Genomic DNA, 12,774 nt, shown 5'->3' with positions numbered 1-12,774 from the left:
AAATTAGTCCAGGAACCAGAAGGCGCGCCGCCAGATCCAGGCATTCGGCCGAGCGATAAGCTGGGTCAGGCTCCACAGGGCGCGCTCCTGCAGCTGGGTATAGAGGCAGGTGGTTTTGATGCAGGTGGCGGTCAGGTAGAGAGCCGCGGCACTGCCATAGATGATCGGCCTGATGCCAAACATGATGGCCAGCCCGACGGTAATGATGACGGTGAAGATAAGGAGGCAGAAGCGGATCGCATGGCCCCGTGACAGCGCGCGCATCTTCTCGATCAGGGCTTCCTCAGTCCACCCGAGCTGCTCGGCCATGTAATCAAAGCGATCATGCTCCTCCAGGCTCAGAACGATTTCGCGGCCTTCCATTTCCAGCTCATGGCGCTTGAGCTGGATGTCGTCCATTTCCTCCGGCCGGACAGTCTTGCCGCGGCGCGCCATCTCCCTGATCCTGGTGATCGATTCCTTGGTGCTGACGAGGTTGCGCCAGGCGGCGACCGGGAAGACGGCCCACAGAACGCCCCTGCCGACTTTGCGTGCGGTTTCGCGGATCTTCATTCGAGACCGCCTCCAAATTGTGACTGGTATTGCAGGACGTCCTGCGTGATGCGGCGGATCTTCGCCGGCGCCAGCAGGTTTGACAGGCCGACAGCGCGTAGCACGCGCGCCAGCATCGCCTTGGTGCACGGCATGTGGTTGAGCAGGCGGATGTCCTTCTGGACGATCGTTTTGATCAGGGTGCGAACTTCCTGGGCATGCAGGTTATCGATCAGGCAGGCGTCGATAACGCCGACGGCGAGCGTCAGCCGATCATTCACCTCGGCCGCGCCCAGCTGTTGAATAAGCGCGTCGCAGAGGTTGAGCATGTTCTGCACTTCCTCGTCCGTACCGCGATAGGGCTCTTGGTAGATCACCTCGAACTGCCGGGACGACAAAAGGGCGATCACGTGCGCATCGGACATGCTGTTGATCACATTCATGACCGGATCGGGCCGGGCCACGACAGCTTCGGACATCGGCGGGGGGTTTTGAGTCATGAGGGCGGTCGTCCAGGGGTTGCTTAGAGGCTTACGGTATTTTCTAGGAACAACCTTTGTGCTACATTGTAGCTATAAAACGTGACAAAATACAAGAATTGCCACGTGGCAATCACTTGTTTTCGTGCCTTCTTCCCATGACAGCAACGCAAATAACCCCGCAGCCGAGTGTCGCCCCGAGCTTTGAGCTGGTTTGCCGCCCGCTTGTCTCTATGGCCGCGCGGGGATTCGATAAGGCGTGCCTGTTGCAAATGCAGGACGCAGCCTTCCGATACGCTGCACAGTCGCTCCAAAACAACAAACCGGGTACCGCTGAATACGGTATTTCGCTCTGGGAGATCGTCGACCAGCGCCTGGGCGGCGCCGGCCACGCGCACGCCGACGTATCACCGGGCCATATCGCGGCCTACATGGGAGCGAAAGCCCTTCTCAGCCAGTTCGTACAGCGGGACGCGATGTTCGACGTCACCGTGCTGCTGGCGGCCGCGCCACACTCAGCAGCTGGGGCCGGGCCGCGCAACCGCTGGCTTGCCCGCACCCTGGTCGACCTGCAGCGCGATGCCGATCGGCTCTCCGCGACCACGCCTATGTTCGCGTCGGAGATCTCGACGCTCGTGGGGCAGTTCACGTCGAACCGGGATCTGACGCTGGCCATGCGCGCCGTCATGGAGAGAACCGAGGAAGCGGCGGCCGATGAGCAGTCCGGCGCCGACGAGCACCACCGCCCTACCTATTGCTGACCTATGACGATCCACAATTCCACCTTCGGCTTCATCGACTATTTCATCGCCGACTCCCGGCAGCGCGTTCCCTGCCAGTTCTTCCGCGTTGGGAAGGAGATGCTCGCCCGCCTCGATGCCGGTGGCGCCGCACCAGTGCTGACGGCCGTGTCGCCGCTGATGCAGGCAGAGGTCTTGAGCTCGTTCCCGACCGTATTGGCACGCTACAAGGCCGAGAGCTGCGTGGTGCTGACGGCAGAGAACTTCTGGCACGAGTGCGAGGCAGGCGGTGCGGGAGCGCTCAAATTCTTCCAGGTCGTGCACCACATGCGGCTTTTCGGCGCGAGCGTTTCCCAGGCTATCGACGCGACCATCGCGCATGCTCGGAAGCTGCGCGCCAGCGAAACCAGCGCTGCTCGCGCGATCTACGACATCTTTTCAGCCGACCTGGCGCGCTTGGGGATCGATGCGCTACCAGGCACCCATGCTCCGATAGCGCCGCGAGCTGCAGCCTATTCAAGCCTCTCCTAAGTGAACGTCATGAGTACCACTGAAAGCATGCAAGCCGGGCCGGAGGGCCTGCCACCGATGGAGGAGAAGCGGTTCCGGAGCATGTGGGGCCAGCTGTTCGGCGACGCCTCGGTTCAGGTCTACTTTGCCGACAGCGAGCTAAATGCGCGCGTCTATACGCTTGACGGCGAATCTGGCTATAAGGTGCAGCACAAGAAAGTAGGCGGTACGCATCCTGTTGACGAACCGGAAGACTTGGCGAGCCAGCGCCTGGCCTTCCCGAAGAAAGCGCGCCGTGGCGAAAAACACGGACGGGCGCAGCTCGACGAACATGACGTGCGCGCGATCCGTGCCTGGGCGGCCGAGCTGGCAGCCAGGAAGGCCACGCCGACGTGGACGGCAAAGGCTAGAGAACTCAACGTCAGCGAGGGCACCCTGCGCGACATCGTGAGCCGTCGCACGTGGACGCACCTGTCGAGTGACCCAGTTACGCTGCCGCCGAGGGTTCGACTTGAAGATCATGAGGTGATCGCACTTCGTGATTGGGCAGCAGAGGAAGAGATGAAGGGAACCCCGGACTGGGCTGGCAAAGCGAAGGAACTCAACGTCAGCGAGGAAACCGTGCGCAGCATCGCCACTCGGCGAACCTGGACGCGCTTACCAGGTGGGGAGCCAGCCGCTCCAAGGGCCAAACTGGACGAAAGTGATGTGCGAGCGATCCGGCAGTGGGCCGCCGCCCTGGAGCAGAACGGCGGAACTCCAAACTGGGAGGAAAAGGCGAAGGAGTTCAATGTCAGCGAAAGCGCCCTCCGCCATATCGTCACTCGCCGAAGCTGGTCACACCTGGATTGACGGACGCCGGCTGACTCTCCGCGCGCGCGGCTTCCTCCGCAACCCTACGAAACAACACGCGCCTGGCTGCGCAGGCCCTCGCCACACTCAGTCCGAACGCCACTTCCGCATACCGCAGCAGCATCCCGCGAGGGATGTCCCCGCGCGGAGTACGCACCATCTCCGCCGGTGATCGGCCGGCTGCCAGCTCGTTGCGGAGCTGACGCATCGAGCGCCTCAGTTGAAGCAAGTTCCTTATCTCTACCGCGATGGTGCGCCGGTTCGCGGCGAAAGGCTTCTGGGTCATAAATCTCATTCCTGATGCTGTAAAAATGGCGCTGGCTGGGTGCCCAGGGCTCCCGCGCTTGACGCACGGGCGCTCTACCGGAGCGATCGACTGCGCGCTGGCAGCCGGTGACCGGTCAAAGCCCAGATGATGTAAAACGCGACCCCGGCGCTTACCGCGCGAGCGAGCGCAGGCGGGACGGCCAGGTACAAGCCCTTAGCGCAAGCTACGGCTCCCACCACAGCCCCGATCAACACTCTCCCCAGCAGGTGCGTCGCCTTCCATCGCGGCGCTCCAGGCGCGCATCTCGGGCAGTCGCAGCGGTCGATGTCGACAGCAGGAGCAGTTGAAGGGGTCGGGCTTTTCATGTCACGTATTATGACGATCCCACGCCACATCTAACAAGAGTTGAGTGCAACCACGGGCGCGAATGCGAGAAATAATTCGGCACCTCCATTACCTTTAAAAGAACCGATATGTCCCGAATTGCGATCATGGTGCGTCTGGCCGGCGGCGGCACCGACCATAGCAGTCATGAAGAAGGCACCGACCAGCCGCAGCTCTACCCTCTCTTGAGCGAGGCGAGGGCCGAGCTGCAGACCACTCTCCAGGACGTCGCCGAAGCTGTGCGGGCCGGCCATATGGATGACGACTATCCCGTGACGGACTACTTCCTCCACGATACCCAGACCGGCCGCTCCTACGACGTAGCCTGGGCGCCGGACAAGAGCAGCGTCCTGTTGCGCATCTCTCATGAAGAAGCGCTCGCCCAGCTCGTGAAGCTCCTGGCCGAGCAAACGTGCCCGGCCGAGGAACGGGCCTTCCAGCTCGATGTAGCCAAGACCGCCCTCGATTTCGGCCTGGCAGATCACCGTGATACCGTGGCTATCCTCCTCCCATCGCAGGACGGGCCGAACTGGGATAAATACGCGACCGCGCCAAGCAGCATGGCTGGCGCCGTGGCGCTTTCTTTCGTCGACCAAGCATCTCTGCGCGCGAACGACCTGCAGGCTGCGATCGACGTGGATGGGTTTGACGACGACGAATTGACCGTGGCCGATCGCATCGATGTTTATCTGGAGGAGGCCGGTTTTACTGTGCTATCAAACGATGAAGGGAACCTTCGTATTGCGACGCCCTGGGACGCGGAGCCCGAGGTTGCCGATGAGCCCTCGTCTTCCCCTACTCCATAATTTCCCTCTCCCTCTAATTCAACCGAGGCGCGCTCCCCCTGGCTCCCTGGTTTTCCCCGGCGTTTTACGGCTGGTGTTGTTGCGATCCACCCTCCCAAAAATAAATTGAAATCTTTCGTCCCTTTCGTTGTGAGAGTGAAAGGTCGATTGCTAAAATGTGTGCATAGGGCAAAACAAGTTGTCCAAATTAACGGCTCACAATGGAGATTTAAATGCAAAACAAATTCGCTCTGACCACCATCGCTGCAACCCTGTCGATCGCTCTCGCAGGCTGCGGTGGCGGCGGCAGTGATTCGCCAGCAAGCACCCCTGTAGCGAACACCCCGGCTCCAGTTGTGCCGACCCCAATGCCGACTCCTACCCCTCTCGTCCTTACTGCTACCACCCAAGCTGCTGTGGCGCCGACCTACATGGTAAACTCGCAGGAGCGCCGCGCTTTCGACGCCCTGGCGACCTTCCGCAACGCCTTGAACCTCGGCCCTGTGAATCAGAACGCCAAGGTCGATCTGGCAGCCAAGGCGCACTCGGACTACGTGGCCACGAACAACGGCGGCGCAACCCCCCACGATGAAGTCGTCGGCAAGCCTGGCTTCACTGGCGTGACTGTGAAGGATCGCCTCGTGACCGCTGGCTACGCTGCGACCGACGCAGCCGAAGTGATGGGCTGGACTAGCGCCAACGCCGACGCTGCCGAAGTGATCGAAGGTCTGGCCGCTACGGTGTACCATCGCGTAATTATGATGAACCAGGGCTGGACCGATCTGGGTATCGCCCCACCAGTTGTCTCGGCCGACATCAATGCCACCCGCCCGTCATTTATCGACTTCGGGACGCTGACGTTGAGGCAGAACGTCGCTGGCAATTACGTGGGCGTCTACCCAGCGAATAATCAGACCGCAATCGGCCTGACTCACGCGCCAGAAGCGCCGAACCCGTTTGTTGACGTTGACGGCACTGCTGGCTCGTTCTGTGCTAAGACGAGCTACCCGATCAGTCTGATGGTCCAGCAAAGCACTAAGCTGGCGGTGACTTCGTTCACCGTGACCGAGGAAGGTCAGATTACGCCAGTTGAGGTGCGCCTGTTGACCAGCGAAACTGACAAGACTGGCTTACTGCCGCAGTACGTTGCCTTTATCGTCGGCAAGCTGCCATTTAAGGCAAGCACCAGATACAATGTCAAATTCACCGGTACTGCAACTGGCTCGGCGACAGGTGCTACAAACGGCGTCATGAGCATTGACAAGTCGTGGAGCTTCACCACCGCCGCCAAGGACTACCGCTGCCAAGGTTAAATAGTGATTTACCCTGTAGCGTTTTTTCTCGCATCCCTTGTCCCGTAAAATAGGGCAAGGGATTTTTTTTCGACCCGACTAATGTTCTTGTCAGGTTAAAAAGGGTCGAAACCATCCATGGCTTCGACCCTTTTTCAAAATCGACGAAGTGCTCAATAATACAAAGAAGTAAAAGCGACAGTTTACTTCAACGTCGTGTAGCCGGTCCGGCAGTTCCTGATGCCTGAATCTATCGCACCCGACTTGGTACGCGAGGTTGACCCGTCGGAATATGTGCAAACATCGTACTCAGTAAAAGTCACTGTTTCCTGGAAGTAACCGGATGCGCAGTTACGCGGTGAACCAGAGGTGATTGTTTCTTCCCATTCGACGGTACAAGAAGGGGCGGTACTCACACACGATGAACCGTTCCAAGCGGAGCCAGCAGGACAGGTCGGAGTATAGGTGCAGTTTCCAGTATTCCAGGTACCGTATGTGACCGCGCCAGTGCAGTCGTTTCGAGTCACTGTACGGTACGCAGAGCCGGAATAGTTAGCGGGACATGCCCCCGTTTCATTCCATGATGAGCTACCACACGACTGGGTACAGTTCGCGTATGACCAGGCGCCATAGGACGTCCCGCTGCACGAATTCGTGGTCACGTTGCGATAGGCAGTGCCGGTATAACCAGCCTGACAAGAGCCCGACTCAGTCGACGTGCTCTCGGTACAGGCGACAGTGCAGTTCGAGTAGTCCCACGAGCCATAGCTCGTGGAGCCGGCGCAGGAATTTGTCGTCACCGTCCGGTAAGCCGTGCCGTTGTAGCCGGCCTGGCACGAGCCGCTACTGGTGGACGTAGTGGTGCACGGGCTGCACGACGCCCCGTTCCAGTATTCACCGGCCGAGCAGCGCGCGACACACGATGGGTTGCCCAGATAGTCATACGTGACCTTCTCCGATGAGAGGCAGACTGGATCCACATTCACGCAGTGGGCGATCCCACTGCCGGCCGTCGACCATTTCTTCCCGACCGGGCAGGACTTTGCAATCGGCGCCGTCAGGCATGCTTCCGGGTTGGTGAGGCACTTGACTACATCCTGGGCATTTGCCGAGAGTGCTGTGAGCGCAAGCCAGAGGCCCACGAGTAGTTTTTTCATTGCGTTTTCTCCTTTTCTTGTTGATCCTGGAGGCGTGCTGTACTGCCCCCCTCTTCCCTAATTACGCCCTCGCCTGCAGCCTTTTCATCAGCGCAGACCAGATTGTCGTACTCGTCGCGCTGGGCGGGCTTTCCGTCCGCGCAGTTCCTGTCGTCCTCCACGCAGTGAGCAAAGCCGCTGCCCGCTGACGACCAGTGGCGCCCTTCCCCGCAGCCTCGTGCGACCGGATCGGTCATGCAGAGGTCAGGCGAGATCGAGCAGTCGACCTGGTACTTGCTGGCCGGCGCCGCCGCCGGCTTTGGCCGTACCGGCTTCGGCTGGGCGGCGGGACGGCTGCCGCCGCGCTCGACGGGCACGGCCGGGCCAACCAGAGCGACCAGCAGCACTACGGCGATAAATTTCGGTGTGGCGCGCATGCCGCTCTCTCTTATGGGTATTTGCATTCCAGGTACATGAGTGCCTGGAGGTTGTAGACGTTTGCCGAGGTCTGGTTGCCCATGTCATCACGCAGCTTGTAGGAGACCGTCCAACTGTTGGCGTTCGCGATCGCCGTGAGATTGGTGACTTGCTTCGGGGGAGCCGAGCTGACGTCCACGGCGGTCTGCACCATGCCGAAACGGAAGGTAGGGGTGCCGCCGACGTCGCATGTTGCGTGAGGCACTACTGAGCCGTCCACAACGCTCTGGCGGCTAATCTCGACGTACTTGCCAATCTGGTTTGCCAGCGAGACGTAGGTGGTGCCGCGACACATCACAGCTTCATCTGTCGTCCAGGTCGTTGCGAGCTGGCCTGGTCGCGTACACGCATCACCTTTCTCGGCGAATGGCCCGACGTTCGCACGCCAGGCGTTGCCGCGGCATACGAGCACGGCTCCATTCGCGGCCGTGCCGATGGCGCGCAGGTCGGTGCAAGAAGCGCCAGGTGTCTGAACGCCTGGGGCGAAATATGTGCCCGACACCTTCCCGTTGGTGGCGGTGATGTTGCCGCTTGCGGTCGTGATCGAGCCCGAGCTAGTCGTGATCGAGCCCGAGGTCGTGGTGATCGACCCCGTGTTGGTGGTGATATTGCCGCCGGTGGTCGAAATGTGGCTCGTCGCAGCGATGGTCGACGCGTCCGCGATCGGATTGCCGCCCAGGCGAAGTGTCCCCGCCATTGGCCGGGAGCCGTCACGCGGCAGCAGGTGATCCAGTCCATTGGAAGCGACTGACCCGTATCCGACCCGCATGGCCAGGATGCCAGGGACGTTACCGCGGGGGTTAGTCAGCGCCCAATCGCCGGCCGGCCCGGTAAGAAGCGTACCGGCGCCGACCTTGGAGCTCGCGGCATCGATTCCGATCTTGTTCGCGATATTGCCGACTCGCTTACCGTCGGCCATTGCAGGATTCGTTGTCGGGTCAAGGAGCGGAGCGACGGAAACCACGGTGCCGGTGACGTCAGTGCAGTTTACGTTCGGTGTGCAGCCTGCCGGCAGCAGCGACAGGTTAACCGTATAGGTCATGCCGAGCTGGTTGGCGAGGTTGTAGCCAGACGGGATGTATGGATTATCTGCGGGGCTTGCCTGCAGCTCCCGCATAGTCGGGGCGAAAGGGGCTGAGAATCCAGTGATCGCCGGCGCGGCGCTGTTAAGGAAGGTCAACCGGTTGTCGTTGATGTACTTATTGACACCAGCCTGGATTAGGACGCCGTGTTTCGCTACACTCGTATCGGTTTCGTCCATGGAACGCGCAACCTGAACCCGGTTCCACACTAGGAGCATCGCACCTGTAGCCGCGACCAGTACCAAGACCTCGATCAAGCCGAATCCTGACTGTCGAGGCGTGCGCCCAGAGCGCGCAACCTGCTTTTTGCTATACCAATTGATCACTTCAGCTCTCTCGCCTTGAATGAAAGAAAGCGATGGGGCCGCAAGGCCCGGCATCGCTTTCGCTGCTACCAGAAAAACAGGTTTATTGCGGCGGCAGCGATCGAGTGAACGTCGCAACGATCGTCTGGTTGTCGTTCGTTGCTGTTGCATTGCACTGTGCACCCTTAGTGTCGGTGTTCAGCTCTTGACGCAGGGCCTTGACGTTGGTGCCATTGACCGTCATCAACCAGGCGCTCGTGTTGAGCTTGTCGGCCACTGCGTTGCACATCTCGTTCGACAGCGCTGGGAAGGTCAGCGTGTAGCCGTCGTTCTGGCCGGCGACGACAACCGACGCTGGTGCGCAAGTAATCTGGCTGTTCGGCTCGGCGCTATAGAAGACCGTAGGCGTTGCCGGGTTGGTGCGATCAACGCGGAACGACGTGCTGGAAAACACGCTGTTGTTGGCCAAGGTGGCGCAGGTCAGGCCGGTGAACACGCCTGGGTACACCTTCGGCGCTTCGTTCTGGACGGCAGCGACGCTGTTATAGAGCGCCTGGGCGTTCGTGGTGACCTCGGCACCCCGTTTCGCCCGCATGATGGCAAACGTCGCGATCCCGATCAGAGCCATGACACCGATGAGCTCGAACAGGGTGAAGCCACCCTGGCGCGAGCGACGGCCGAAGACTTTACGAATAGTAGTTTTCATTACAACAAAATCCTTGGAGGAGTGGTTTAGATTGAAATATTCGGCGGCGTTTTTCGCCTGTTAATTCTTGTTACGTTTCATTAGCACAAAATAACACACGGAAATTGTTGATGCAAACCAAAATTGAGACAAAACGTCAATTTTTTGGGTGTGGTCAGCGCCGTTGGCTCGTATCGCTCGACATTGCCTGGGACGCTTCCGAAAAGCCGACATTGCCGAGCATGAGGATGCCGACAAAACCCAGCAGCACCAGTACCGAGAGCATGGTCACGAACTTGGCCGTGACCTGCATGCGCTCAACCATGCTTTCGGTTTCGTCCATGCAGCTCTTGATCACCAGCTCAGGCAGCGCGTCGGCCAGCTTTTCCTCACCAGCCAGCACAACGATCCGCGCTGCCAGCATTTTGGGGAGCGGCAGCTCGCGCAGCGATGTCAAGACGGGCCTGCCCCTTCCGGTGTGGACGCGAATCTTGTCCATCTGGTAGGTCATCCACGCAGAGCCATTCGACGCGACCTTGTTGAGCGCAACCGTGTCAGCGATGTTCGCCTGGATCATCGAGCAGATCGCTGTTACGCTTGAGATCAGATCCATCTGCGCAAAGAGCGTGTACGGCGGCATTTTCCTGTCTAGCCAATCGCGGCCGGGGCCGGTGTAGTTGGGAAGACTCCAAGCGACCCAGGCAGCTAGGCCGACCACCGCCGCCAGCACGCATGCTCCGCCGAAGCCAGTCGAAAATTCCAGTACGGAGTATGCGAACTGCCCGTAGCTCGGCCAGTATTTCAAGGGCACACCCTTGAGCATGTCTGCGTAGATCACATTCTTGAAGAAGAAAAGGATGCCGATTAGCACCAGACCTGTAACCGCCGGCATGATCAGGGGCAGGGTTACGGCCCGGATCATCGAAGCTCGCTGCGCGAGATTGGCCGCATACATCTGGTAGAGCTTGCCCGCGCCCGACGGATTCATTTCCGCGGCCGATATGATGACGGTGTCGCCCTCGGAAACCAGGCCGCTGGTGGCCCGCGCCAGGGAGTCAGGATGCGCAAGCATTCCGTCGCCCCAGAGCGTCATCATCGGCCCGATGCCAGGCACATCATGTTTCGCGTATTCACTGATTAGGCTGTTCAGCGGCGCTCCGGCCGTCAGCGACGCCCCGAGGTCTCGGTAAAACGCTGGCCGCTGCTTGTTGAAGGCGCGACGCGCGCTCCAGACCTGCATAGCTTCGGAGATAGAGCTCATTCCGCTTCCTTATTTATTGCGCGCTCACACGCTGGGGTTCGGGCAAGGCCATGACGGTGCTCACGCTTGGCGCCGGGCGAGTGGCGGGCACGAAACCAGCTGGATTGACCACCGCCGCGTCCTCGAAACGGCCGCAGAGACGTTCGACCGAGCGCAGATCTACCCCGCCCTGCAGCGCGGCTTTCAAGCCGACTTCAAGGGCAGTGTTGCCGCGTGTGCTGGTCATATCGTCAAAGCGCGAATGAGACTCGCGCCATTTCCGCTCCAGCGAAACGAAATCGCGCTTGCTGATCAGGAGCCTATCGTCGCTGTCCGGCTCGAAATACTCGGATAGAATCCGGCGACCCTGGTATCCGATGCGCGATACGTGGCCTTGAGCCCGGCATACCTCGCAGCCGTCTGGGTTATGTGCGTCAAGGCTGTCAACGTTCACCTGGTAGTTCTTGTCGATGTGGCGCAGCAGCTGCAGCCCGAGCGCTTCTTTCGCTTTGCCGCCGCGCAGGGCGCACGTGCAAAGCTTTCGCACCAGCACCTGGTGCAGGTTCAGGCCCAGAACAGCGGAGTGCGACAGCAAATCGGCTTCCAGCCCCATCTTCGAGCTAAGGAAGTACGGGATCTGGCCGAGCACAGAATCGGAGTGCGTCGTCGTGTAGACTGGGTGCCCCGACAGAACGATGTTCATGACCATCTCCAGCGTCTCGCGCGAGCGCACCTCGCCCACCAGCAGGGCGTTCAAGTCTCCTCGCTTCAGCCGCTGAAGGAACAAGTCGATCGCGGCTGCAGTCGAGACGTTGATCTGGGCCGTGTCGGGGTGCGTGTTTTCGATCGGATCTTCACCGGCGTATTTCGCCTGATTATCGGGGACGAGCGCGAAAACCGAGCGCAGCGTCGTCGACTTACCCATGTTCATCGAGCCGGAAATGCACAACATGCGCTTGTGGTTCGCATTGAAGCGATGCACGGCGTCGATCACGTCCGGGAAAAAACCAAGGGCTTCCAACGTCGGGATTTCCACGCGGTCGACGTAAATTAAGCGCAGGACGAGTTTGAACGGTTTATCGCCGTTCGCCGCTACGGCGTCGCCCAGATCGAAGGTGGTAAACCGGCCCCTGATGGTCTCGGCGCGGGCGCCGACGACACGATCATTGAGCGTGGCTTCCAGGAAGTTGCCAGGGTTAAACTGCGTATCGGAGCGGTTCGAGCACAGCTCGTTGTACATGTAACCGATCATCCCGCGCAGCTCGGCCGGATCCTTCATTGCCGGCGGCAGGTCTTCAACGGTCACAATCTCGCCGTCGACCCTGAACTGGATCAGGGAGCGATTGCGCTTCGTTTTTTTGTCTTGGTCATACCGGACGAAGATGTGGATATCGGCCGTGCCCAGCTTGACGGCTTGCGTCAGTAGCTCGTTGATCATTCCATTAAAGCGGTTGCCGGACTGTGCCTGACGCTGCTCATGGTCGCGGCGAATGATCTTCGCCTCGTGCTTCGACACCCCTTCACCGGCTTGATGCACGTTCGCGTCGACACCATTGATTTCGGCGATCAGGTTGCGTGAGGCTTCCAACGGTTGCGCTGGATCGAGCAGCACACTTTTCTGCTCGGCGATCGCGCCTAGCTCGCGGTTAATCGCCAAGCCGTGGCGCATGTTCTCCGGGCTTTCCGACCAACCGGCCACCGACAGGCGCACAGTACCGAAGCGCTTCGTGCCAATTGAAGGAACGGGGAAGGCAATAACCGCAACGGTGTGCAGCAGGGAGTCGGTCACGCCCAGGCGACCGGAAGGCGCCTTGTTCCCGCTCAGGGGAAACCAGCCTGCGGGCAACTGGTCAGCGCTGTCAAATACGGTGCCCGGTGCGATGTGCAGCTCACTTTCCGGCATGTAGCCAGCAGTCGCAACGACGCCAGGCGCGATTACGCCCTTTTCCGTGTCGCCTTTAGCCGAGCCTTTCAAAAATCCGAAGAGTGTGGAAAGCATGTTCTTCTT

At 60.1% G+C, this 12,774-nt stretch carries 12 protein-coding genes; 5 read left to right on the top strand and 7 right to left on the bottom strand.

The features are described 5' to 3' along the window. Positions 1 to 3: 3 nt before the first annotated feature. Together ACFPOU_RS08215 and ACFPOU_RS08210 are read right to left on the bottom strand one after the other, a co-directional pair. Positions 4 to 552 (bottom strand): hypothetical protein, encoded by a 549-nt coding sequence (locus tag ACFPOU_RS08215; RefSeq protein ID WP_379719350.1) that lies wholly within the window; start codon positions 550 to 552, stop codon positions 4 to 6. Further along, a complete protein-coding gene (locus tag ACFPOU_RS08210) occupies positions 549 to 1,031 on the bottom strand; it encodes a hypothetical protein (protein ID WP_379719348.1) in 483 nt (160 codons plus the stop codon). Before ACFPOU_RS08210 ends, ACFPOU_RS08215 begins: the two co-directional genes overlap by 4 nt. A gap of 245 nt (positions 1,032 to 1,276) precedes the next feature. Here ACFPOU_RS08210 and ACFPOU_RS08205 point away from each other — a divergent pair, with 245 nt between their 5' ends. From ACFPOU_RS08205 to ACFPOU_RS08185, 5 genes are all read left to right on the top strand, one after another. Next, the gene (locus ACFPOU_RS08205; protein WP_379719346.1) at positions 1,277 to 1,771 is read left to right on the top strand and encodes a hypothetical protein; all 495 of its coding nucleotides are present in this window, start codon (positions 1,277 to 1,279) and stop codon (positions 1,769 to 1,771) included. Between the two features lie 3 nt (positions 1,772 to 1,774). Further along, complete coding sequence (locus ACFPOU_RS08200) at positions 1,775 to 2,281, top strand: hypothetical protein (RefSeq protein WP_379719344.1); 507 nt, start codon at positions 1,775 to 1,777, stop codon at positions 2,279 to 2,281. 9 nt (positions 2,282 to 2,290) lie between these two features. Continuing rightward, positions 2,291 to 3,112, top strand: a complete 822-nt coding sequence (locus ACFPOU_RS08195; RefSeq protein WP_379719342.1) for a hypothetical protein — start codon at positions 2,291 to 2,293, stop codon at positions 3,110 to 3,112. Between the two features lie 741 nt (positions 3,113 to 3,853). After that, positions 3,854 to 4,570, top strand: coding sequence for a hypothetical protein (locus tag ACFPOU_RS08190; RefSeq protein WP_379719340.1), 717 nt, complete (start codon positions 3,854 to 3,856; stop codon positions 4,568 to 4,570). A gap of 212 nt (positions 4,571 to 4,782) precedes the next feature. Continuing rightward, positions 4,783 to 5,862 (top strand): CAP domain-containing protein, encoded by a 1,080-nt coding sequence (locus ACFPOU_RS08185; protein WP_379719338.1) that lies wholly within the window; start codon positions 4,783 to 4,785, stop codon positions 5,860 to 5,862. A gap of 1,132 nt (positions 5,863 to 6,994) precedes the next feature. Here the strand turns inward: ACFPOU_RS08185 and ACFPOU_RS08180 are convergent. The 5 genes from ACFPOU_RS08180 to ACFPOU_RS08160 form a co-directional block, all read right to left on the bottom strand. Next, positions 6,995 to 7,414, bottom strand: a complete 420-nt coding sequence (locus tag ACFPOU_RS08180; protein ID WP_379719336.1) for a hypothetical protein — start codon at positions 7,412 to 7,414, stop codon at positions 6,995 to 6,997. 11 nt (positions 7,415 to 7,425) lie between these two features. Beyond that, positions 7,426 to 8,793: a hypothetical protein gene (locus ACFPOU_RS08175; RefSeq protein WP_379719334.1), complete on the bottom strand. Its 1,368-nt coding sequence runs from the start codon at positions 8,791 to 8,793 to the stop codon at positions 7,426 to 7,428. A gap of 151 nt (positions 8,794 to 8,944) precedes the next feature. Continuing rightward, positions 8,945 to 9,547, bottom strand: coding sequence for a pilus assembly FimT family protein (locus ACFPOU_RS08170; RefSeq protein WP_379719332.1), 603 nt, complete (start codon positions 9,545 to 9,547; stop codon positions 8,945 to 8,947). 154 nt (positions 9,548 to 9,701) lie between these two features. Beyond that, on the bottom strand, positions 9,702 to 10,787 hold the full coding sequence (locus ACFPOU_RS08165; RefSeq protein WP_379719330.1) for a type II secretion system F family protein: 1,086 nt from the start codon (positions 10,785 to 10,787) through the stop codon (positions 9,702 to 9,704). A 13-nt stretch (positions 10,788 to 10,800) separates the two neighbouring features. Beyond that, positions 10,801 to 12,765: an ATPase, T2SS/T4P/T4SS family gene (locus ACFPOU_RS08160; protein ID WP_379719328.1), complete on the bottom strand. Its 1,965-nt coding sequence runs from the start codon at positions 12,763 to 12,765 to the stop codon at positions 10,801 to 10,803. Positions 12,766 to 12,774: the final 9 nt, after the last annotated feature.

Origin of the sequence: Massilia jejuensis (genome assembly GCF_042656795.1) — a bacterium.
Classification (GTDB): domain Bacteria; phylum Pseudomonadota; class Gammaproteobacteria; order Burkholderiales; family Burkholderiaceae_D; genus Telluria; species Telluria jejuensis.
The sequence above is the reverse complement of the archived record's forward strand: the minus strand, read 5'-3'. Positions and strand labels throughout refer to the sequence as shown.

Coding starts and splice junctions, on each gene's coding strand:
- ACFPOU_RS08215 (WP_379719350.1), bottom strand. CDS start 552: ATGAAGATCCGCGAAACCGCACGCAAAGTCGGCAGGGGCGTTCTGTGG.
- ACFPOU_RS08210 (WP_379719348.1), bottom strand. CDS start 1,031: ATGACTCAAAACCCCCCGCCGATGTCCGAAGCTGTCGTGGCCCGGCCC.
- ACFPOU_RS08200 (WP_379719344.1), top strand. CDS start 1,775: ATGACGATCCACAATTCCACCTTCGGCTTCATCGACTATTTCATCGCC.
- ACFPOU_RS08195 (WP_379719342.1), top strand. CDS start 2,291: ATGAGTACCACTGAAAGCATGCAAGCCGGGCCGGAGGGCCTGCCACCG.
- ACFPOU_RS08190 (WP_379719340.1), top strand. CDS start 3,854: ATGTCCCGAATTGCGATCATGGTGCGTCTGGCCGGCGGCGGCACCGAC.
- ACFPOU_RS08185 (WP_379719338.1), top strand. CDS start 4,783: ATGCAAAACAAATTCGCTCTGACCACCATCGCTGCAACCCTGTCGATC.
- ACFPOU_RS08180 (WP_379719336.1), bottom strand. CDS start 7,414: ATGCGCGCCACACCGAAATTTATCGCCGTAGTGCTGCTGGTCGCTCTG.
- ACFPOU_RS08170 (WP_379719332.1), bottom strand. CDS start 9,547: ATGAAAACTACTATTCGTAAAGTCTTCGGCCGTCGCTCGCGCCAGGGT.
- ACFPOU_RS08165 (WP_379719330.1), bottom strand. CDS start 10,787: ATGAGCTCTATCTCCGAAGCTATGCAGGTCTGGAGCGCGCGTCGCGCC.
- ACFPOU_RS08160 (WP_379719328.1), bottom strand. CDS start 12,765: ATGCTTTCCACACTCTTCGGATTTTTGAAAGGCTCGGCTAAAGGCGAC.